Annotated in this window: 21 protein-coding genes; 11 read left to right on the plus strand and 10 right to left on the minus strand. The window is 71.8% G+C overall.

Features of this window, described 5'->3' with window-relative positions; translation table 11 throughout:
- The 3 genes from QZ772_RS13800 to QZ772_RS13810 all read left to right on the plus strand — a co-directional run.
- A partial coding sequence (locus QZ772_RS13800; protein ID WP_295527186.1) for a carboxyl transferase domain-containing protein occupies positions 1-2,318 on the plus strand: 2,318 nt, incomplete at its 5' end.
- 64 nt (positions 2,319-2,382) lie between these two features.
- Complete coding sequence (locus tag QZ772_RS13805) at positions 2,383-3,621, plus strand: GDSL-type esterase/lipase family protein (protein ID WP_295527188.1); 1,239 nt, start codon at positions 2,383-2,385, stop codon at positions 3,619-3,621.
- Between the two features lie 132 nt (positions 3,622-3,753).
- The gene (locus QZ772_RS13810; protein WP_017757069.1) at positions 3,754-4,140 is read left to right on the plus strand and encodes a YXWGXW repeat-containing protein; all 387 of its coding nucleotides are present in this window, start codon (positions 3,754-3,756) and stop codon (positions 4,138-4,140) included.
- Positions 4,141-4,281: 141 nt separating this feature from the next.
- Here the strand turns inward: QZ772_RS13810 and QZ772_RS13815 are convergent, their stop codons facing one another.
- From QZ772_RS13815 to QZ772_RS13835, 5 genes are all read right to left on the minus strand, one after another.
- Positions 4,282-5,010: an LrgB family protein gene (locus QZ772_RS13815; RefSeq protein ID WP_295527191.1), complete on the minus strand. Its 729-nt coding sequence runs from the start codon at positions 5,008-5,010 to the stop codon at positions 4,282-4,284.
- A complete protein-coding gene (locus QZ772_RS13820; protein ID WP_295527194.1) occupies positions 5,010-5,366 on the minus strand; it encodes a CidA/LrgA family protein in 357 nt (118 codons plus the stop codon). The genes QZ772_RS13815 and QZ772_RS13820 overlap by 1 nt, the downstream gene beginning before the upstream one ends.
- Positions 5,366-6,868, minus strand: coding sequence for an FAD-linked oxidase C-terminal domain-containing protein (locus QZ772_RS13825; RefSeq protein WP_295527197.1), 1,503 nt, complete (start codon positions 6,866-6,868; stop codon positions 5,366-5,368). The genes QZ772_RS13820 and QZ772_RS13825 overlap by 1 nt, the downstream gene beginning before the upstream one ends.
- A gap of 17 nt (positions 6,869-6,885) precedes the next feature.
- A complete protein-coding gene (purU, locus tag QZ772_RS13830) occupies positions 6,886-7,731 on the minus strand; it encodes a formyltetrahydrofolate deformylase (RefSeq protein ID WP_114801415.1) in 846 nt (281 codons plus the stop codon).
- A 67-nt stretch (positions 7,732-7,798) separates the two neighbouring features.
- Positions 7,799-8,605, minus strand: a complete 807-nt coding sequence (locus tag QZ772_RS13835) for an IclR family transcriptional regulator C-terminal domain-containing protein (protein ID WP_295527200.1) — start codon at positions 8,603-8,605, stop codon at positions 7,799-7,801.
- 96 nt (positions 8,606-8,701) lie between these two features.
- Here QZ772_RS13835 and QZ772_RS13840 point away from each other — a divergent pair, with 96 nt between their 5' ends.
- The 3 genes from QZ772_RS13840 (at position 8,702) to QZ772_RS13850 (ending at position 12,120) form a co-directional block, all read left to right on the plus strand.
- The gene (locus QZ772_RS13840; protein WP_295527202.1) at positions 8,702-9,739 is read left to right on the plus strand and encodes a tripartite tricarboxylate transporter substrate binding protein; all 1,038 of its coding nucleotides are present in this window, start codon (positions 8,702-8,704) and stop codon (positions 9,737-9,739) included.
- Positions 9,740-9,812: 73 nt separating this feature from the next.
- Positions 9,813-11,324: an AMP-binding protein gene (locus QZ772_RS13845; protein ID WP_295527204.1), complete on the plus strand. Its 1,512-nt coding sequence runs from the start codon at positions 9,813-9,815 to the stop codon at positions 11,322-11,324.
- 19 nt (positions 11,325-11,343) lie between these two features.
- Positions 11,344-12,120, plus strand: a complete 777-nt coding sequence (locus tag QZ772_RS13850; protein ID WP_295527207.1) for a citryl-CoA lyase — start codon at positions 11,344-11,346, stop codon at positions 12,118-12,120.
- 21 nt (positions 12,121-12,141) lie between these two features.
- On the opposite strand, the gene QZ772_RS13855 is transcribed toward QZ772_RS13850, so the two are convergent.
- Positions 12,142-12,996 carry a ChaN family lipoprotein gene (locus QZ772_RS13855; RefSeq protein ID WP_295527210.1) on the minus strand — a complete coding sequence of 285 codons (855 nt, stop codon included), beginning with the start codon at positions 12,994-12,996 and terminating at the stop codon, positions 12,142-12,144.
- A gap of 85 nt (positions 12,997-13,081) precedes the next feature.
- On the opposite strand from QZ772_RS13855, the gene QZ772_RS13860 reads away from it, so the two are divergent.
- On the plus strand, positions 13,082-14,170 hold the full coding sequence (locus QZ772_RS13860) for an AbrB family transcriptional regulator (RefSeq protein ID WP_295527213.1): 1,089 nt from the start codon (positions 13,082-13,084) through the stop codon (positions 14,168-14,170).
- A 93-nt stretch (positions 14,171-14,263) separates the two neighbouring features.
- Here the strand turns inward: QZ772_RS13860 and QZ772_RS13865 are convergent, their stop codons facing one another.
- Positions 14,264-14,539 carry a DUF3567 domain-containing protein gene (locus tag QZ772_RS13865; protein WP_295527236.1) on the minus strand — a complete coding sequence of 92 codons (276 nt, stop codon included), beginning with the start codon at positions 14,537-14,539 and terminating at the stop codon, positions 14,264-14,266.
- Positions 14,540-14,715: 176 nt separating this feature from the next.
- The gene (locus QZ772_RS13870) at positions 14,716-15,900 is read right to left on the minus strand and encodes a DUF3108 domain-containing protein (RefSeq protein ID WP_295527216.1); all 1,185 of its coding nucleotides are present in this window, start codon (positions 15,898-15,900) and stop codon (positions 14,716-14,718) included.
- Between the two features lie 180 nt (positions 15,901-16,080).
- Here QZ772_RS13870 and QZ772_RS13875 point away from each other — a divergent pair, with 180 nt between their 5' ends.
- Positions 16,081-17,139 carry a fumarylacetoacetate hydrolase family protein gene (locus QZ772_RS13875; RefSeq protein WP_295527219.1) on the plus strand — a complete coding sequence of 353 codons (1,059 nt, stop codon included), beginning with the start codon at positions 16,081-16,083 and terminating at the stop codon, positions 17,137-17,139.
- A gap of 90 nt (positions 17,140-17,229) precedes the next feature.
- Positions 17,230-17,754 carry a TspO/MBR family protein gene (locus QZ772_RS13880; protein WP_295527222.1) on the plus strand — a complete coding sequence of 175 codons (525 nt, stop codon included), beginning with the start codon at positions 17,230-17,232 and terminating at the stop codon, positions 17,752-17,754.
- A gap of 14 nt (positions 17,755-17,768) precedes the next feature.
- Here QZ772_RS13880 and QZ772_RS13885 read toward each other — a convergent pair whose 3' ends face one another.
- Positions 17,769-18,182 carry a VOC family protein gene (locus QZ772_RS13885; protein ID WP_295527225.1) on the minus strand — a complete coding sequence of 138 codons (414 nt, stop codon included), beginning with the start codon at positions 18,180-18,182 and terminating at the stop codon, positions 17,769-17,771.
- 167 nt (positions 18,183-18,349) lie between these two features.
- Here QZ772_RS13885 and QZ772_RS13890 point away from each other — a divergent pair, with 167 nt between their 5' ends.
- Complete coding sequence (locus tag QZ772_RS13890) at positions 18,350-19,174, plus strand: PhaM family polyhydroxyalkanoate granule multifunctional regulatory protein (RefSeq protein ID WP_295527228.1); 825 nt, start codon at positions 18,350-18,352, stop codon at positions 19,172-19,174.
- On the plus strand, positions 19,171-20,472 hold the full coding sequence (locus tag QZ772_RS13895) for an FIST N-terminal domain-containing protein (protein ID WP_295527231.1): 1,302 nt from the start codon (positions 19,171-19,173) through the stop codon (positions 20,470-20,472). The genes QZ772_RS13890 and QZ772_RS13895 overlap by 4 nt, the downstream gene beginning before the upstream one ends.
- A gap of 67 nt (positions 20,473-20,539) precedes the next feature.
- On the opposite strand, the gene QZ772_RS13900 is transcribed toward QZ772_RS13895, so the two are convergent.
- On the minus strand, positions 20,540-21,300 hold a 761-nt coding region (locus QZ772_RS13900; RefSeq protein WP_295527234.1), incomplete at its 5' end, for a LysR substrate-binding domain-containing protein.

Raw genomic sequence — 21,300 nt, forward strand, 5'->3', positions numbered from 1 at the left:
GCATCCACACCGGGCGCACCGCCGCGCAGCAGGGTTACGCCATCCAGTGGCGCATCAATGCCGAGACGCTGGACGCGCAGGGCAACGCCCGCCCATCCGGCGGACGGCTGGCGCGCTTCGATATGCCCTCGGGCCCTGGCGTGCGGGTGGACACCCACGGCTATGCCGGCCTGGCGCCCTCGCCGCACTACGACACGCTGCTGGCCAAGCTGATCGTCGCCAGCCGCAGCAACGACTTTGCCGACGTGCGGCGCCGCAGCCTGCGCGCGCTGGCCGAATGCCGCATCGAGGGCATGGCCACCAACCTGCCCCTGTTGCGCGCCATCGGCGAACGGCCGGAGTTCGCGAAGCAGGACGTGCACACGCGCTTCGTCGAGTCGCACCTGGGCGAGCTGATCGAGGCGGCAGAGGCGATGGTGGCGCCGGCTTCGCTCACGCCGTCGGTGGCCACAGCGCCCGTCCCGGCAACGGATGACCAGGCCGACGAGGGTTTCCTCCACATCCGCGCCCCCATGCCCGCCCGCCTGGTGCAGTTCGACGTGGCCGTCGGCGACGTGGTGCCGGCCGGTGCACAGCTGGGCGTGCTGGAGGCCATGAAGATGGAGCACCTGCTGCAGGCCGCCGAGCCCGGCCGCGTGGTCGCGCTACTGGCCGCCGCGGGCGACTATCTCGCGGAAGGCCAGACGCTGGTGCAGCTGGAGCCGGTCGATGCCGAGCACGCCGGCGAGCAGCAGGGCGCTGCCGTCGACCCTGGCCACGTTCGCCCCGACCTGCAGCGCGTGATCGACCGCCACGCGCCCACGCTGGATGCCAGCCGCCCGCAGGCCGTCGCCAAGCGCCATGCGCAGGGCGGGCGCACCGCGCGCGAGAACATCGCCGACCTCTGCGCGCTGGACGCGGACCCGGGCAACTTCATCGAGTACGGCCAGCTCGCCATTGCCGCGCAGACCCGCCGCCGCAGCCTGGAGGACCTGATCGCCAACACGCCGGCCGACGGCATGGTGACGGGCATCGGCAGCGTCAATGCCGAACTCTTCGGCGCCGAGGCCTCGCGCTGCGTGGTCATGGCCTATGACTACACCGTGCTGGCCGGCACGCAGGGCATGCGCAACCACCACAAGAAGGACCGCATGCTGGCGCTGGCGCATCAGCTCAAGCTGCCGGTGGTGCTGTTCGCCGAAGGCGGCGGCGGCCGGCCGGGCGATGTGGACATGCCCATCGTCGCCGGCCTCAACAACCACACCTTCAGCCAGTACGCCGCGCTCTCGGGCGTGGTGCCGGTGGTGGGCATCGCCCATGGCCGCTGCTTCGCGGGCAATGCGGCGCTGCTGGGCTGCAGCGACGTGATCATCGCCACCCGAAACAGCAACATCGGCATGAGCGGCCCCGCCATGATCGAGGGTGGCGGCCTGGGTCGCTTCGCGCCCGAGCAGATCGGACCCAGCGCGGTGCAGTCCCGCAACGGCGTCATCGACATTCTGGTGGAGGACGAGGCCGAAGCCACGGCCGCGGCGCGGCAGTACCTGTCGTACTTCCAGGGCCGCACGGCGACCTGGGAGGCTGACGACGCGCGCCTGCTGCGCCAGGCCGTGCCCGAGAACCGGCTGCGCGTGTACGACGTGCGCGCCGTCATGCGCGGCCTGGTGGACACCGGCTCGCTGCTGGAGCTGCGCGCCGGCTTCGGCGCCGGCATGGTGACGGCGCTGGCCCGCATCGAGGGCCGGCCGGTGGGTGTGCTGGCCAACAACCCGCGCCACCTGGGTGGCGCCATCGACGTCGAAGCCGCCGACAAGGCCGCGCGCTTCATGCAGCTGTGCAATGCCCATGGCCTGCCGCTGGTGGCGCTGTGCGACACGCCGGGCTTCATGGTGGGGCCGGACGTCGAGGCCCAGGCCCAGGTACGGCATGTGTCCCGCATGTTCATGGTGGCCTCGCACCTGCGCGTGCCCTACTTCACCGTGGTGCTGCGCAAGGGCTACGGCCTGGGTGCGCAGGCCATGGCGGCAGGTGGCTTCGATGCGCCGGTGTTCACCGTCGCCTGGCCCACGGGCGAGTTCGGTGCCATGGGCCTGGAGGGCGCGGTGCGGCTGGGATTCCGCAAGGAGCTGGAGGCGGTGCCCGAAGGCGCCGAGCGCGATGCGCTGTTCAAGCAGCTGGTCGAACGGCAGTACGCCGATGGCCAGGCCGTCAACATGGCGCAGACGCTGGAGATCGACGCCGTGATCGATCCGGCCGACACCCGCGCCTGGCTGGTGCGCGGGCTGGCCTCGGCCGGCCGGGTAAAGGAGTCGCCCAAGCCCTACGTCGACACGTGGTGAGCCCCCGCAGGCGCGGCAGGGCGCCGGCGCCTATCGTGCTGGGCTGTTGACTGCACCTTGCACGATGTCCTTTCTTCCCTGGCGCCGCCTCGGCGCCGCGCTCGTCTTTGGCCTGGCTGCGCTTGGCGTCCATGCGGCGCCCGCGTGGACCGCGGCCTGGGTCGCCGCGCCCCAGAACTTCGACGCCCTGCCGCAGCTGCCCGGCGTGCCCGCGGCACCCAAGTGGATGGTGCACGGCACCGTGCGCCAGCAACTCACAGTGGCTCTCGATGGCAGCCAAGTGCGGGTGCGCTTCTCCAATCGCTTCGGCCAGCGGCCACTGCGCATTGCCGCCGCCACCGTGGCCCTGGGCACCGGGGGCGGCAACCTGTCGCCCGGCACGGTGCAGCCCCTTGCCGTGGGCGGCCGCGCGGCCTTCGAGGTGCCGGCCGGGCAGGAGCGCTGGACGGATGGCGCGACCCTGGCGGTGCGCGCCGGGCAGCCCCTGGTGGTGAGCTTTGCGCTGGCCGAGTCCGTGCCCGCCACCGTGGTGCATCGCCTGCCGCCGGAGGGGGCCTGGCTGGCACCCGGCAACCAGACGGGCGCCGCGCAACTGAAGGACGTCCAGCGCAAGCCATGGAACCTGTTCGTCACCGGGCTCGACGTCAAGCCGCCCATGCCGGCGAATGTCGTGGTGGCCTTCGGCGACTCGATCACCGAGGGTTCCGGCGCGGAAAGTGGTGCCGACGCGGCCCGCTATCCGCAGCGCCTGGGTGTGCGGCTGCAGGGTGTCGCCGGGCGTACGCCTGTGGCCGTGATCAACGCCGGCATCGGCGGCAACCGCCTGTTGGCGGATTTCACCGGACCCAGCGGCATGTCGCGATTCGATGCCGACGTCCTGCAGCAGAGCGGCGCGACGCATGTCCTGGTGCTCATCGGCATCAATGACATCGGCTTCGGCACCTTCCAGGGCAAGCTGCTGCCGGGCTTCGACCCGCCCACCGCCCAGGCGCTCATCGACGGCCTCCAGCAACTGGTCGACCGTGCCCGCGGGCGCGGCCTGAAGCTGCTGCTGGGCACGCTGCTGCCTTTCGAGGGCTCCGGCTACTGGAGTGAGGCGAACGAGGCGAAGCGCGAGGCGGTCAACCGCTGGATCCGCGGCAGGCAGGACGTGGCCGTCGTCGACTTCGACGCCGCACTGCGCGACCCGGGCGATGTACGCCGGCTGGCCGCGCGCTACGACAGCGGCGACCACTTGCATCCCAACGCCGCGGGGACAGCCGCCATGGCGCAGGTGGCCGACGTGTCGCTGTTGAGGGAATAAGGCGGGGTGCGCGGCCTTCCCGCCGCCTCAGGTGCGGGATACAGCTTCACACAAGCATTTGCCTTGCGCTGACGTGCGGTTGACACCCGCGGCGCACCATCGAGGCTCCAACACTTCATGAGGAAGCAACCCATGAAAAAGAGCATCACCGCCGTCGCCCTCTCCCTGGGCACCGCCACCCTTCTTTCGCTGGGCGCCATCGCCGTCCCGGCTTCCGCCCAGGCCCAGCCGGTCATCAATGTGCAGATCGGCCAGCCCCCGCCGCCGCCCCGTGCCGAGCGCATGCCCCCGCCGCGCCGTGGCTTCGTGTGGGCGCCTGGTCACTGGGAAGCCCGTCGCGGCCAGTACGTCTGGGCACCGGGCCACTGGGTCAAGGCGCGTCCGGGCTATGCCTACCGCGCGCCGGAGTGGCGTGAGCGCGGCGGCCGCTGGGAATACAACCGCGGCCGCTGGGACCGCGATGGCGACGGCGTGCCGAACCGGCATGACCGTCGGCCGAACAACCCGAACCGGTATTGACGACAGCCCCATGCCGCTTCGCGGCTCCCTCTCCCTGGCGCCTTCGGCTTGGAGGTGGCGCACCCGGAGGCCTGGCGAAGCCAGTTCCTCGGGTGCACTTGCGTCGCCTGCTCCGCGGCGTTCCGATCTCTGGGTCGGGCGTCAGCCGAGCATTCGGAAGATCAGCGGCATGAGCAGGGCAGCCAGCACCACCTGCAGGCCCAGCGCCAGCCCGGCATAGGCGCCCGCATCGGCGTTCACCTGCAAGGCCCGCGCGGCGCCGATGCCATGCGCGGCGGTGCCAAGCGCAAAGCCGCGGGCGGTCCAGCCCGAGCCGGCCGCAGGCACGCGCAGCAGATCGAACAGGTACTTGCCGGTCAGCGCGCCCACCATGCCTGTCAGGACGGCAAAGACCGCGGAAAGCGCCGGCACGCCGCCGATCTTCTCGGCGATGCCCATGGCCACCGGCGCCGTCACCGACTTGGGCGCCATCGACAGCACCACATCCTTGGGCAGGCCGAAGAGCCACGCCAGCAGCACGGCCGATGCGCCCGCGGCGCCGCCGCCCAGCAGCGCGGCCAGCAGCAGGCGAGGACCACGCGCGCGCAGTTCGGCCCGGCGTTCCCACAAGGGCCAGGCCAACGCCACCACGGCAGGGCCGAGCAGGAAGTGGATGAACTGCGCGCCGGAAAAATAGGTCGGGTACTTCACCCCGGTCGCCGTCAGCAGCAGTGCCAGCACCACCACCGACCACAGCACCGGATTGGCCCAGGGCGCGCCCTGCATGCGGCCGTAGAAGGCCTGCGCCAGCAGGTAGACCACCAGCGTGGCCGTCAGGCCGAACAGCGGCGTGGCCGAGAGGTAGACCCAGAGTTCGACGAAGTGGGGCATCAGCGCTTCTCCTGTTCTGACTTCGGGTGGCCGGCATGCAGCACCAGGGCAGTGACCGCCAAGCCGATCCAGGTGGAAAGAGCGACGACCAGCAGGATGCGCAGCCCGTAGTCCGCGAACAGCCCCAGGTGCGTCATCACGCCCACGCCCACGGGCACGAACAGCAGCGACAGATGCGACAGCAGGAACTGCGCGCACACCGCCGCGGCCTCGCGGATGGCCGCCACGCGCAGCGCCGGTAGCAGCATCAGCAGGCCCAGCACCGGGCCGGGCAGCGGCAGGTGCAGGCCGCGGGAGATCAACTCGCCCAGCGACTGGAAGACCAGCAGCCAGGCCAGGCCACGCAAGCCCTGCATCAGAAGCGCGGCAGCTCGGGATGCGGCAGGCGTCCGCCCCGCACCACCTGCTTGCCATATTCGGCGCAGCGCGCCAGCGTCGGGATCACCTTGCCGGGGTTGAGCAGGCCGGCCGGATCGAAGGCGGCCTTCACCGCGAACATCTGCGCGTTCTCCTCGGCGGTGAACTGCACGCACATGCTGCTGAGCTTTTCCACGCCCACCCCATGCTCGCCCGAGACGGTGCCGCCCATGGCGACACTGGTCTCCAGGATGTCGGCGCCGAACAGCTCGCAGCGGTGCAGCTCGTCGGGGTCGTTAGCGTCGAACAGCACCAGCGGATGAAGGTTGCCGTCCCCCGCGTGGAAGACGTTGCAGCAGCGCAGGCCGTACTTCTTCTCCATCTCCGCGATGGCGAGCAGGATGTCGGCCAGGCGCTTGCGCGGGATGGTCGAGTCCAGGCACATGTAGTCCGGGCTGATGCGGCCCGAGGCGGGGAAGGCGTTCTTGCGGCCGCTCCAGAAGCGCAGCCGCTCCTCCTCGCTCTGGCTCACGGCGATGGCCGTGGCGCCGCAGCCGCGCAGCACTTCGCTCATGCGGCCGATCTCCTCATCGACCTCCTCGGGCGTGCCGTCGGATTCGCACAGCAGGATGGCCGCGGCCGTGAGGTCGTAGCCGGCATGCACGAAGTCCTCGACGGCGGCGGTCATGGGCTTGTCCATCATCTCCAGCCCGGCCGGGATGATGCCGGCCGCGATCACCGCGGCCACCGCGTCGCCGGCCTTCTGCACATCGTCGAAGCTGGCCATGATGCAGCGGGCGAGCTGCGGCTTGGGCACCAGCCTGACGGTGACTTCGAGCGTCACGGCCAGCATGCCCTCGCTTCCGACGACGAGCGGCAGCAGATCGAGGCCCGGCGCGTCCAGCGCCTCGCCGCCGAACTCCACCTGCTCGCCATCGGCCAGGAAGCCGCGCACCCGCAGCACGTTGTGCAGCGTGAGGCCGTACTTGAGGCAGTGCACGCCGCCGGAGTTCTCGGCCACGTTGCCGCCGATGGTGCAGGCGATCTGGCTGGAGGGGTCGGGCGCGTAATAGAGGCCGTAGGGCGCGGCGGCCTCGCTGATGGCCAGGTTGCGCACGCCGCACTGCACGGTGGCGGTGCGGGCCACCGGGTCGACCTTCAGGATCTGGTTGAAGCGGGCCAGCGACAGCGTCACGCCCTCGCCGTGCGGCATGGCGCCGCCCGACAGACCGGTACCTGCGCCGCGCGCCACCACCGGCACGCCCAGGCCGTGGCAGGTGCGCAGCACCGCCTGGACCTGGGCCTCGGTCTCGGGCAGGGCCACCACCAGCGGGCGCTGGCGGTAGGCCGTGAGGCCGTCGCATTCGTAGGGCGTGGTGTCCTCGTCCTGCCACAGCAGGGCATGCGCAGGCAGCAGGGCGCCCAGGGCCCGCACCACCTGGGCCTGTCGTTCTGCGCGCTGGAAGTTCGATTGCTGGGCTTGGGTGGTCGGGGCGTTCATGGCGTTCGCTGGGGTGGCTAGCGGAAGATCACCGTGCGGTGGCCGTTGAGCAGCACGCGGTGCTCGCTGTGCCACTTGACGGCGCGGGCCAGCACCAGGCTCTCGGTGTCGCGGCCGCGGGCCGTGAGGTCCTCGACGGTGTCGGTGTGGTCGGCGCGGGCCACGTCCTGCTCGATGATGGGGCCTTCGTCGAGGTCGGCCGTCACGTAGTGGGCGGTGGCGCCGATCAGCTTCACGCCGCGGTCGTGGGCCTGGTAATAGGGCTTGGCGCCCTTGAAGCTGGGCAGGAAGCTGTGGTGGATGTTGATGGCCCGGCCCGCGAGCTTGCCGCACATCTCGTTCGACAGGATCTGCATGTAGCGCGCCAGCACCACCAGATCGGCGCCCTCGGCCTCGATGATCTCCAGCTGCTTGGCCTCGGCCTGGGCCTTGGTGGCGGCCGTCACCGGGATGTGGTGGAAGGGCACGTTGTAGCTGGCGGCCAGCTGGTAGAAGTCGCGGTGGTTGCTGATGATGGCGCGGATGTCCACCGGCAGCAGGCCGCTCTTCCAGCGGAACAGCAGGTCGTTGAGGCAGTGGCCTTCCTTGCTGACCAGCAGCACGGTCTTCATTGGCTGCTGGGCGGCGTGCAGCTTCCAGGCCATGCCGAAGCCGTCGGCCAGCGAGGCCAGCTGGCTGCGCAGCTCGGCCTCGGGGACGCCCTCGCAGGCGAAGCGTACGCGCATGAAGAACAGGCCCGTGCCATGGTCGTTGTACTGGGCGGCCTCTTCGATGTTGCCGCCCCGCTCCATCAGGAAGCCCGAGACGGCATGCACGATGCCGCGGCGGTCCGGGCAGGAAAGGGTCAGGATGTACGCGCTCATGAGGGGGCGGATTGTCGCAGCGCCGGCAGCGGGGCGTCGGCGGGCGGGACGGCGCGGTCGGCGGGGCTCAGAGCTCGCCCGACGGCATCGCCGCCAGCGCGGCCCGGCAGTTGCGGGCGATGAGTTCCTGCCGCTGGCGCGGCATGCGCTCCAGCGTGGAGGCGACGCTGATGCCCGCCACCGCCTCGCCGCGCGCGTTGCGTACTGCCATGCCCACGGCCAGCACGTTGCGCGTGGCATGGTTGCCGATGACCGACCAGCCGCGCTCGCGCGTGGCCCGCACCAGGATCCGCAGCCGTTCGGGCGTCATGCCGCCATAGCGCGGCAACTGAGCGGCGTTGGCGGCGATCACCTCGTCCACCTGCGCATCGGGCAGGGCGGCCAGCAGCGCCAGGCCGGCCGCACCAACGCCCAGCGGCTGGCGCGTGCCCACCTGGATCACCAGCACCTGCACCGGGTGCGTGCCCACCTGCCGGGCGATGCAGTGCGAGGCCGCGCCCTCGCGCACGATGGCGAAGGCCGCATCGCCGCAGGCGCGGCTCACGCGCTCGAGCACCGGCTGCAGCTGCACCGCCATGTTGGGCTGCCGGGCCGCAGGCTGCAGCGCGCCCCAGCGCGGGCCCGGCACGTAGAGGAAGCGGCCCCGCTGCGCCACATGGCCGCCTTCCTTGAGCGTGGCGAGCAGCCGATAGACCGGCGCCCGCTCCAGGCCGGTGGCGCGGCACAGGTCGACCACACGCAGGCCCTCGGGCCGGGCCATCACGGCGTCCAGGATCTGCAGCCCGCGGCGCAGGGTGCGGCTGCCGGGGTCTTCCGTGGCCTCGGCTGGATCGTCCGGCTGCCGGACGTTTTCGTTCGTGTTTCGGGAGGCCATCTCCAAGAATCCGCCCATTCAAAAGCCTGCAGTGTGCCGCGCATCGCGCGCTGCGCCGACGGGCTCCGGCATTCGAACATCACGGAGACACCGACCATGCCTGCATCCTCACCCCGTCCCTCGCCCTGGCCCGGCCTGCGCTCGCAGCGCGCCGGCCGCCGCCTGTTCACCATCGCCGCCCTGGCGGCCGCCGTCGGGCTCGGCACCGCGACGGCGCCGGCCGCTGCCCAGCCGGAGGCCTGGCCGACCAAGCCGATCCGGCTCGTCGTCGGCTATGCCGCCGGCGGCGCCACCGACGTCGTTGCGCGCCTGGTGGCCGTGAAGATGGGCGAGCAGCTGGGCCAGCCCATGCTGGTGGACAACCGGGCCGGCGCCAACAGCAACCTCGGCGCCGAGATCGTGGCCCGCGCCGCGCCCGACGGCTACACGCTCTACGTCTACACCATCGCCAACACCATCAACGCCTCGCTCTATCCCAGGCTGGGCTACGACCCGGTGAAGGACTTCGAGCTGGCGGGCCTGATGGCCAAGATCCCCAACATCCTGGTGGTCAATCCCAAGCTGCCGATCCGCTCGGTGGCCGACTATGTGCGCTACGCCAAGTCCTCGAAGGAGGGCCTCACCTTCGCCTCGTCCGGTGCCGGCTCGTCCATCCACCTGTCGGGCGAGATGTTCAAGATGCAGTCGGGCCTCAACATGCTGCACGTGCCCTACAAGGGCAGCGCGCCCGCCATCACCGATCTGATGGGCGGCCAGGTCGACTCGATGTTCGACAACGCGCCCTCGTCGCTGCCGCATGTGCAGGCCGGCAAGCTGCGCGCCATCGCGGTCACCAGCGCCCAGCGCCTGCCGCAACTGCCCGACGTGCCTACGCTGGCGGAGTCGGGCTACGCGGGCTTCGACGTGCAGTCCTGGTTCGCCCTGGCGGCCCCGGCCGGCACGCCGCGGCTGGTGATCGACCGCCTCAACGCCGCGCTGGCCAAGGTTCTGGCTGCGCCTGACGTGCGCCAGCGCCTGCAGGACCTGGCGGCCACGCCGGCAGGCGGCACGCCCGAGCAGGCGCGCGCCTTCGCCGCCTCCGAGATCCAGCGCTGGCGCGAAGTCGTCAAGGCCTCGGGCGCCAGCGCCCAGTAAGCGCGGGCGCGGCGCGCGCATTCCGCCGCCGCGCCCTGCATCACGCCCGAGCGGGCCGTTTTCCTTCCTGACCATGTACCCCATCGACTTCTTCTGGCGGGCCGCCCAGCGCTGGCCCGCGCGCATCGCCATCGACGCGCCCGAGGGCCTCGTGCGCTACGACGCGCTGGCCGCCCGCGTCGCCGCCCTGGCGGCCGGCCTGATGGCACTGGATCCGGCGCCCCAGAGCCGCGTGGGCCTCTGCGCCGCCAACAGCACGGATCACATCGCCGCGCTGCTGGCCGTGCTGGCCTGCGGCAAGGTGTGGGTGCCGCTCAACCCCAAGAGCACGCGGCCGGAGATCCGCCGCATCGTCGATGCCACCAAGCCCTCCATCCTGGTGCTGGACGCGGCCCATGCCGACCTGCTGGACGGCGCGCCGGGCGCCCGCGTGCTGACGGGCGATGCGGTGCCACCCGCCCGCGCCACCACGCTGCAGGCGCTGGAACAGGCCCATGTGGGCGCGCTGCCGCCGCGCCTGGCGCTGCCCGGCGACGCCACGCAGGCCATCAAGTTCACCGGCGGCACCACCGGTCTGCCCAAGGGCGTGATGCAGCCCTACCGCGCGTGGATGGCCACCATCGCCAACCAGATCCACGCCTGGGGCTTCGACGAACACGAGCGCTATGTGGTGGCGGCGCCCATCACCCATGGCACGTCGACCTACCTGCTGCCCATCCTGGCGCAGGGCGGCTGCCATGTGCTGCTGGCGGGCGCGGGTGCCGAGGCCGTGCGCACCGCCTTCCGCGAGCGCGGCGGCACCGCCTGCTTCATGCCGCCCACGCTGGTCTACATGCTGATGGCGCTGCCGGAGGCGAGCCGCGACGACTTTCCCCAGCTGCGCCGTCTGATCTACGGCGGCGCCCCGATGCCGCCCGAGAAGATCCGCCAGGTGCGCGACTTCTTCGGCCCGGTGCTGGGCACCACCTACGGCCAGACCGAGGCGCCGCAGATCCTCACCGTGATGCGGCCCGAGGACTTCGACGACCCGCGCAACTGGCCCGCCGTCGGTCGCACCACCTGGTTCAGCGACGTGGCCATCATGGCGCCCGACGGCCGCCTGCTGCCGCCCGGCGAGGTGGGCGAGGTGGTGGCCCGCGGCGACCTGCTGATGACCGGCTACTGGCGCCTGCCCGAGAAGACCGACGAGACGCTGGTGGACGGCTGGCTGCACACCGGCGACCGCGGCCTGATCGACGAGCGCGGCTACCTCTTCCTCAAGGACCGGCTCAAGGACATGGTCATCACCGGCGGCTTCAACGTCTACCCGGTGGACGTGGAGAACGCCCTGGGCCAGCACCCCGCCGTGCACGAATGCGCCGTGTTCGGCCTGCCCGACGACAAGTGGGGCGAGACGGTGCAGGCCGCGGTGCAGCTGCGCCCCGGCGCCGACGTGGGCGAGGCCGAGCTGATCGCCTTCGTGCGCGAGCGCCTGGGGCCGGTGCAGACGCCCAAGCGCATCCACTTCCATGCCAGCCTGCCGCGCTCGCCGGTGGGCAAGGTGCTCAAGACCGCCGTGCGCGACGCCGCCCTGGCCGCCGCCTGACCTTCGAACGGAGACACCGATGACCGACAAGACCACGACCCCCGTCACCCGCCTGTGCACCCACACCCTCACCAGCCTGCACTACCGCGACGCGGACCTGGTGCAGGACCTGATGGGCCAGAAGACCTTCACCGAGGTGATGCTGATGCAGATCCTCGGCCGCACGCCGCGCCCGGTGGACATGCGCATCACCGACGTGGTGCTGATCGTGCTGATGGAGCACGGCCTCACGCCCAGCGCCATCGCCACGCGGCTGATCTACATGAGCGCGCCCGAGAACCTGCAGGGCGCCGTCAGCGCCGGCCTGCTGGCGGTGGGCAGCTCCTTCGTGGGCACGATGGAGAACTGCTCGCGCCTGCTCGACCGCATCATGGCGGCCGAGGATCCGCAGGCCGAAGCCGCCGCCATCGCCCAGCACCACAAAGTGCAGAAGAGCGCGGTACCCGGCTTCGGCCACCACCTGCACAAGCCGGTGGATCCGCGTGCCTACAAGCTGCTGGAACTCGGCCGTGCCGAGCCCGAGCTGACCGGCCGTCACATCCGCGCGCTGGAGATGCTCTCGGGCGCCGTCGATGCCGCCGCCGGCCGGCCTATCACCATCAACGCCACCGGCGCAGTGGCCGCGCTGCTGGGCGAAATCGGCGTGCCGACGGGCGTGATGCGCGGCTTCGCCGTCATCTCCCGTGCGGCCGGGCTGGTGGCGCACATCGTCGAGGAGCAGCAGAGTCCCTCGGGCCGCTTCATCTGGGACACGGTGGAGCACGCCATTCCCTACGTGGGCGAGGGCGGCCGCTGAGCGGCCTTTGCGCCGCCGTTTTCAGGGTTTGGCCGGCGCGGCGGGTTTGCGCAGCTCCGCGCAATAGTCCCTGGGCGGCACGGCGGGCGTGGCCCAGAGTGCGTCGAAGCGCTGGCGGTCCGTACCCGCGCCGCCGGCGGCCATGCGCACGCTGCGCACCTTCAGGTCGGTCGGCAGGTGCTGGGGCACGCCCAGCGCCGGGTCGGCATGGCCCGCGCCGGTGATCAGCACCACCACCCGGCCGGGCGCCGCCGCCTGCGCGGCCTGCGCCACGGTGCGGGCCATCTCGCGGTCGCGGGCGATCTGGATGCGCGTCATGGGCTGCATCTGCGATTCCGGCAGCAGACCGCAATGGCCCTCGCGCACCGCGGCCATCTGGGCCTGCCAGGCGGGCGGCGGCAACTGGGCGTCGAGCGAGACGTCGGCCATGGCGTCCTTCATGCGGGCGCGGGGCAGGTTGGCGCCCAGCACCGGCACGCCGGCGCCCACCGCGGCCATCACCGCCGGGCCGTAGGCAGACCAGGGCCAGGCACGGTCGTTCCAGGCCAGGGCGGCGCGGGCCTGCGCCTCGGTGGCGGTCGTCGGCAGCGCGGCGGTGCTGCGGCCGCTGTCGGCCATCTCCAGCGCGACGGCCGCCAGGCGCTGGCGGGCGGCGAGCTGCTGCACCGTCTCGCGTTCCAGCGCATGGTGGGCGTCGGCATCGTGCTGCTCGCCGAGGATCAGCACCTGCGCGGGCAGCAGGGCGTCCAGGCGGCGGGACAGCGGCGCGTCGGGGGCATCCGCCGGGGAGCCGGTCAGGCCGGCGCAGCCCGCGACCAGCACGGCCGCCATCGACAGCACCGCACCGCGGCCAAGCAGGGGCAATAGAGACAGCATGCCGCGGATACTAGGCGCGCCGCCGCCGGCCTGCCTGTCCGTGCGATTCGCTTTTTTTCCGCGTCCTTCCCGTCCTTCGCCGCCCGTGTCGTCTTCTGCTGCCGCTGCCCGGCGCCCCCCTCCCTATGTGCTGCGCGTGTTGGGCACACTGCTGCTGGCCCTGGCGGCCGCCGGTCTGTGCCTTCTTCTGCACACCCCGCTGCCCTGGATGATCGGGCCCATCCTGGCTGTGTCCTTCGCGTCGATGGCCGGCCTGCCCACCGCCAGCTGGGCGCCGCTGCGCAACGGCGGGCAGTGGACCATCGGCGCGGCGCTGGGCCTGTATTTCACGCCCGAGGTGACGGCGCTGGTGGCCAGCCTGTGGTGGGCCATCGTGCTGGCCATCGCCTGGGCGCTGGCGCTGGGCACCGGATTCGGGCTCTGCCTGGATCGTGTTCACGCGCGCCACATGCCCCAGCTGCCGCCGCGCACACTGAGAGCCACCACTTACTTTGCGGGCGCCATCGGCGGCGCGTCCGAGATGACGCTGCTGTCCGAACGGGCGGGTGCGCGCACCGATCTGGTGGCCGCCGCCCACAGTCTTCGGCTGGTGATCGTGACGGTCAGCATTCCTTTCGGCCTGCAATGGGCGGGCCTGCACGGGCTGGACAGCGTGCCTGCCGCGCTGCGCGAGGTGCGCTGGGGCGGCTTCGCGCTGATGGCGGTGGCCACCGCCGCGGGGGCCTGGCTGATGCGGCGGCTGGGGCGCGCCAACCCCTGGTTCCTCGGTCCGCTGCTGGTGACGGCGGGCATCTCGATGAACGGCTTCACGCCCTCCGCCGTGCCGCAGTGGCTGTCGAATGCGGCGCAGCTGGTGATCGCCGTGAGCCTGGGTGTGCGCTTCTCACGGGAGTTCGTGCACACCGCGCCGCGCTGGCTGGCCTCTGTGGCCGCCGGCACCGTGGCCATGATCGGCGCCTGTGCGCTCTTCGCCGAGGTGCTGGCCTGGGCCACCGGCCTGCGCTGGACCACGCTGCTGCTGGGCACCTCGCCGGGCGGCATCGCCGAGATGTCGATCACGGCCAAGGTGCTGCAGCTCGGGGTGCCGGTGGTGACGGCCTTCCAGGTCTGCCGGCTGGTGGCCGTGCTGCTGCTCACGGGGCCGCTGTTCGCGCGGCTGTACGGGCGGCGCTGAAGCCGGCGCCCACAAAAGCAAAAGGCCCGCGATGCGGGCCTTTGTCACGCTGGCGCTGCCGATCGGAGTCGGCGGCGCCCGGAGGGGGCGATCTCAGTGCATCAGCACCGGGTTCTGCGCCAGCTCGGCATAGCCTTCGAGCGTGTCCTCCACCTCTTCCTGCGTGGGGGTGTTTTCCTGCCAGGCGGCGATCTGCTGCTGGAACAGCTCGGCCCAGGAACCGTCGAGGTAAACCTCCTTGCCGGAGCGCTTGTCCACGATCTCGAAGCCATCGCGCGACAGCATCGAATGGCTGCCGGCGGGGCGGCTGGCCTCTTCCGGCTGCACGTGGACGACGACGAAGCTGTCGGAGTCGTAAAGCATGTGCATGGCAGGGTGCTTCAGAGAGTCGATGAGGGACATGGTCATGTATTTAGCAATCAATGCGCCAGATTCAAGAGCTGCCGATCTCGTGTGGGCCAATGCGCCGCCCTAATGTACGCGGCACATCGCGGGCCCGTCTGCAAAGGGTCTCCCGCGGTGCGCCACTGTTGCGGCGGCGCATCTCACTGTGCCTTGTCGGCGCTGCGCAATTGCAGATCGGCAAAGTCGCCATTGGCCTCGGTCTGGCGGATGCGCACAGGCAGCCAGCCCAGGTCGGCAGCCAGCCAGACCTCGATCTTCTGGTCGTACTCGCGCCGTGGCAGGCGCACCAGGCGGCGGGCCAGATGCTCGCCGGAGGGCGTGGCGACGGTCTCGTCACCTTCGACGCGGAAGGTCCAGACGTCGGCGTCGCGTGGTCCGGCCACCTGCAGGCTGATGGTGCGGCCCGCGGTGTAGCGTGCCGGATCGCCGCCCACCAGCGCCGTCAGCTGCATCAGGATGCTCAGCCGGTCCTGCGCGCCCGGCTGAAGCCGCACCCGGGTGTTGGCGCTGCTGAAGACGATCTCGCCGGTGTCGCGCACGAAATGCGTGGCCACCTCGCTACGGCGACGGTCCGAGAAGCGCTCCGGCGCGATGCCCTGCGGGCCGATGCGGCCCTCGCTGGTCTGCGCCCGGATGGTGCGGAACAGCACCTTGAGCGAAAGCCGCGCGTTGTAACGGTCGCCGTCCTGCAGCCAGGTGAGTTCGCCGAACACGCCCGACATGGGCTGCATGCCCTGCTGGCCGGTGGCGTCGAAGTCGAGCTTCAACGAGCCCGGCAGCTGCAGCGGCACGGTGGCGCCCGCCGTGGGCGTGCCGGCGTTCGCGCCCGAAGGGGCACTGCCGGTGCCGCCCAGGGCGTCGATGCCGGGCGGCGCGATCAAGCCTCCGCGCTGCGAGCCGCCGCCGCTGTCCGCGTCGGCGGGGGCCACATCGGCGGGCGCGGACGCGGCGGCCTGCGGCACGGGTGCCGAGGCCGCCGGCTCGGGCGCGGTGGCGACCTCGACGGGGGCCATGGCGGGCGCTGGCGGCTCAGCTTCGGCCACCGGGCGTGGCGCCACCAGCGCGGGCCGGTGCACGGGGTGTCGGGGCGCCACATGCGGCGCGGCGCGCGCAGGCACAGGGGCGGGCGCCGCCAGGGGCGCGATCACCACCTCGCGCGTGCTGAAGCTGTGGGCCAGCGGCAGGGGCGGGGGCTCGCTGCCCAAAGGAAGCAGGCCCAGCAACAGCCCGTGGGCCACGATCACTGCCAGGGCCAGCAACGCCAGCGCCCGCCACGGCGTGCGGCGTGCGGCAGGAAGGTCGTCGGGAGAGGCGCTCGGCGTCATCGTGGGCTGGGGCGGCACGGGGGCTGGCTACACTGCCCCAGCCTGGGGGATGGCCTTCGCCGATCGCGCGGCAAGTGGGCAAATGGCACACGGCGCGGCGATGGGGAACGGCATCCCGATGAGTTTAGTCAGCGCGTACGGCCCACCTCCGGCCGCGCGCCGCATCCCCTTCACGCCTTCATGAAACTCGCCACCCTCAAGGACGGCTCGCGCGACGGCCAGCTGGTCGTGGTCTCGCGCGACCTGACGCAGGCCCATTACGCCACCGGCATCGCCCACCGCCTGCAGCAGGTGCTGGACGATTGGGGCTTCATGAGCCCGCAGCTGCAGGACCTGTACGACCTGCTCAACAGCGGCCGGGCGCGGCATGCCTTTCCCTTCGATCCGGCCCAGTGCATGGCGCCGCTGCCGCGCGCCTACCAGTGGGCCGATGGCTCGGCCTACCTGAACCATGTGGAACTGGTGCGCCGCGCCCGCGGCGCTGAGATGCCGGCCAGCCTGCGCAGCGACCCGCTGATGTACCAGGGCGCCAGCGACGACCTGCTGGGCCCCTGCGACGACATCGTGGTGCCCAGCGAGGCCATGGGCATCGACTTCGAGGGCGAGGTGGCGGTCATCACCGGCGATGTGCGCATGGGCGCCTCGCCCGAGCAGGCGCTGGACGGCGTGCGCCTCGTTATGCTGGCCAACGACGTCTCGCTGCGCAACCTGATCCCGGCCGAACTCGCCAAGGGCTTCGGCTTCGTGCAGGGCAAGCCGGCCACCGCCTTCAGCCCCGTGGCCGTGACCCCGGATGAACTGGGTGAGGCCTGGCGCGAAGGCCGCGTGCACCTCACGCTGCAGGTGGCCTGGAACGGCCGCATCGTGGGCCTGTGCGAGGCGGGCCCGGACATGCACTTTCACTTCGGCCAGCTGATCTCGCACATGGCCGCCACGCGCCATGTGCGCGCCGGCAGCATCGTCGGCAGCGGCACGGTCAGCAACCCGGGCGTGGAAGACGCGGCGGGCCGGCTCGACTGGCCGCGCGGCTATGCCTGCATCGCCGAGAAGCGCTGCATGGAGACGCTGCAGGACGGCGCCCCGCGCACCGGCTTCATGCAGTTCGGCGACACGGTGCGCATCGAGATGAAGGGCCTGGACGGCCGCTCGGTCTTCGGCGCCATCGAGCAGGAGGTCGTGCCGCCCGGCGGCCGGCTGCGCGTCGAGTCGCAGCCGGCCGGGGGCGACGGCGGCGACTGATCCGGCGCCACGGTGCCGGCGTAAGGAGTGCGCAGCGTCCCACCCGCCGACGGCGGCCACGGTGCCAGCATCGACTCGGAGGTCCTTTCCATGAACGCCACTTCTCTTTCTCTGATTGCACCGGCGCCGTCGCGGGGCCGCCAGGCGCTGGGCCTGATCGGCTGGCTGCTGCTGTGTTTCGCGGCTGCTGGTGTGGGCGGCCTGGCCTCGGCCAACGCGGCTGGCTTCTACGGTGAACTCACACGGCCCGACTGGGCGCCGCCGGCCTGGCTCTTCGGCCCGGCGTGGAGCGCGCTCTACACGCTGATGGCGATCTCGGCCTGGCTGGTCTGGCGGCGCGGTGGCTGGGCGGCTGCACCGGGCGCGTTGGGGCTGTTCGTGGCCCAGCTCGCGGTCAACGCCTCATGGAGCTGGTTCTTCTTCGTCTGGCACCTCGGTGCCGCGTCGCTGGCGGTGCAGGTCGTGCTGCTGGCGCTGGTGCTCATGACGCTGGCGGCTTTCTGGCGGCGCTCCGCGCTGGCCGGTGTGTTGCTGCTGCCCTATCTGGCCTGGCTGGGCTTCGCGGGCGCCCTGATGGCCACTATCTGGCGGCTCAATCCGGCGCAACTGGGCTGAGCATCCCGCTCTTCTCAGGTCGCGTACACCGCCGCCAGTGTGCGGAAGCCCTTGACCTCGATCGGATTGCCGAAAGGGTCGCAGAAGAACATCGTCCACTGCTCGCCGGGCTGCCCTTCGAAACGCACCTGCGGCGGCAGCACGAACTCGGTGCCGGCGTCAGTCAGGCGGGATGCCATGGCCTGCCACTGCGGCAGTTCGAGGATCAGGCCGAAATGCGGCATCGGCACCAGCGCGTCGCCGACACGTCCGGTTCGGCGGGTGGCGAAGGGCTCGCCGAGATGCAGGGAGAGCTGGTGGCCGAAGAAGTCGAAGTCGACCCAGGTGTCGGTGCTTCGGCCTTCGCTGCAACCCAGAACGCCGCCGTAGAAGCGGCGTGCCTCGACGAGGTCGCGGACATGGAAGGCCAGGTGGAAGAGGCTGTGCATGCGGCCGATTATGGGCAGCGATGCCGGAGGCGATGGCCGACGCGGCGGGCGACGTCGGCTCGGGTAAGCTGGCACGCCAGGCCGTCCGTCATACGGGCGGCCGCGCCGCCGTGATGCCACCCGGTGCGCGCCCGATCCGCCTTCGACTGCCCCGCCAGGAGACGCCCATGTCCGATGCCAGCCCGCCCCCCTTCAGCTTCGCCCAGTTCGTGCCGGGCTTCGACTTCCTGCGCAACCTCGCCGCTGGCGGGGCCGCGACGGCCAGCGCCATGCCGGGGCTGGGCAGCATGTCGAGTTGGGTCGCGCCCACGCTCAGCGTGGAGGAGATCGACAAGCGCATCCAGGAGCTCAAGGCCGTGCAGTACTGGCTGGAGCAGAACGGCCATGCGCTCAAGGCCACCATCCAGGCGCTGGAAGTGCAGCGCATGACGCTGTCCACCCTGCGCGGCATGAACGTGCGCATGGAGGACCTGGCCCAGGCCTTCGCCGACTCGACGACCCGTGCGGCCGAGGCCGTTCGCGAGGCGACTGCTGCGGCCGCGGCGAGTGCGTCTGCCGCGGCTTCGCCCGCGTCGACGGCGGACGATGAGCGGGATTCGTCCACGGCGTCGGCCCCTGAGCCGGACGGACCCGCTGCGGCCCCAGCACCCGAGGCCGGCGCCGCCGAAGGTTCGGCCGCAGCACCGGGCGTCATCGACCCGCTGCAATGGTGGGGCTCGCTCACCCAGCAGTTCCAGCAGATCGCCAGCCAGGCCCTCAAGGAGGCCTCCGCCATGCAGATGCCGATGGCCGCAGCCGGCGCGATGCCCGAGGCGCCGGCCGCCCCTGCCAAGAGCCGGCCGACCGCCCGCAAGGCACCCGCGAAGAAGGCCGCGACCCGCAAGCCCGCTGCCCGCAAGAAGGCGCCGGCCACCCGGTCCAACGCTGGCAAGAAGCCGGCCGCGGCCGCCTCCACCGCCCGCCGTAACGGCGGCAACCGGAGCACCGGATGAAGCTCTTTCCCACCGGCCACGCCACCCATCCCGACTGGCGCATGGCCGCCGGCCTGGTGCTGGCGCAGTTGCGCGCCCAGATGGCGCTGCCCGACTACGAAGCTGCGCCTTCGCTGGGCCTGCTCTACGTCACCGACCACTACACCGCCGAGGCGGCCGACATCCTCGACCTGCTGGCGGCCGAACTGCCCGAGGTGAGCGACTGGGCCGGCGCCGTGGCGGCAGGCATCGTCGCCAACGCGGCCGAGTACATCGACGAGCCCGCCATCGGCGTGATGCTGCTGGGCGTGCCGGCCGACCAGTACCGGGTGTTCTCCGGTGTGGCGCCGCTGGCCGCGTCGGGCCATGCGCCGGGCGACGGGCCCAACGCCGGCTTCAGCGCCCGCTGTGCGCTGGTGCATGCCGACCCCGAGACGCCCGAGCTGCCCGAGCTGATCGCCGAGGTCGCCGGACGCACCGACGACGGCCTGCTCTTCGGCGGGCTGGCGTCGGGTCGCGCCGGCGCGCTGCAGTTCGCGCTGGGCGGCAACGGCACCATGGCGGGGCAGGGCGCCACGCGCGGTGTCTTCGAAGGCGGGCTGTCGGGCGTGGCCTTTGGGTCCGAAGTGGGGCTGGCCACGCAGGTCACGCAGGGTTGCCAGCCCGTCTCGCGCCAGCGCGAGATCACCGGCGCGGACGAGAACCTGCTGCTCACGCTGGACGGCCGGCCCGCCCTGGACGTGCTGCTGGAGGACCTGGCCATCTCGCTGGACCGCGATCCGCAGCAGGCCATCGACACCGTGCGCGCCACGCTGGTGGGCCTGTCGGCCGCCGGCACCGACGGCGTGCGCGTCACTGGCGATCTGGGGCCGCAGGCCCGCGTGCGCCACATCATCGGGCTGGACCCCAAGCGCCGCGCGGTCGCCATCGCCGACCGCGCCGAAGCCGGCATGCGCATGAGCTTCTGCCGCCGCAACGCCCAGGCGGCGCGGGCCGACCTGATGCGCATCTGCGCCGAGATCCGCGAAAGCCTGGAGCCGCAGGAGCAGAGCCTGGCGACCGCGCAGGCGCTGGCGCTGTCGGAGACCGATGCCTCGCCGCACCCGGCGCGTCGCATCGCCGGCGCGGTCTACATCAGCTGCGTGGGCCGGGGTGGACCGCATTTCGGTGCGCCCAATGCCGAGCTGCAGATCCTGCGACACGCGCTGGGCGACGTGCCGCTGACGGGATTCTTCGCCGGCGGCGAGATCGCCGGCCACCATCTGTACGGCTACACCGGCGTGCTGACGGTGTTCACCGCGGACGCGCCGACGGATTGAGGGCCTGAACGCCTTCTGCCTTCTACCAGGCGGGTGCGGCGGCGCTCGAAATTGGGTTGGGACGGACTCAGCCGCCCGCCAGTTCGGCCCGGTAGGCCGCCACCTCTTCGGCCAGCCAGTCGCCGAAGGCCGTCGGCGGCGCCCGCCGTCCGCCTGTGGTCGGCCACACCAGCCAGTAGGGATAGGGATAGGGCACGCGCACGTCGGTCAGCGCCACCAGCTCGCCGCGCTGCAGCAGGCCGTGGACGATGCTCAGCCGCTCCAGCGCCACGCCCTGGCCCAGGCGCACGGCCTCGATCGTGAGGTTGGAGTCGTTGATCCACAGGCCCGCGAGCGGCGGCGGCTCGGGCAGGCCCACGGCGTCGCACCAGCTCGACCAGGATTCGGCCGATCGCACCGGTGGGCAGGCCAGCACCTCGGCCGGCGTGGCCGGCAGCCGGCCGCCGTGGAAATGCGGCGCCGCCACCATCAGCAGTACGTCCTCGAACAGCGGCTGCTGGCTCAGACCCTCCCACGGGCCATGGCCCATGCGGATGGCGACGTCGGCCGCGCCCTGGCGCAGGTCCTGCACGTCCAGGCCGGCCTGCAGGCGGATGCGCTCGTGCGGATGGCGCTCGGCAAAGCGCGGCAGCCGCGGCAGCAGCCAGTGCAGGCCGAAGGAGGGGATCACCGACACCACGAGCTCGCCCTCGCGCGGGCGCACCCGCAGGCTGCGGGTGGCGTCGCCGATGTCCGAGAGCGCGGCGCGCACCTGCAGCGCATAGAGCCGGCCGTTCTCGGACAGCCGCAATCCGCGCCCTTCGCGTTCGAACAGCGACAGGCCCAGCA

This window comes from uncultured Pseudacidovorax sp. (assembly GCF_913773995.1).
GTDB lineage: Bacteria > Pseudomonadota > Gammaproteobacteria > Burkholderiales > Burkholderiaceae_C > Xenophilus.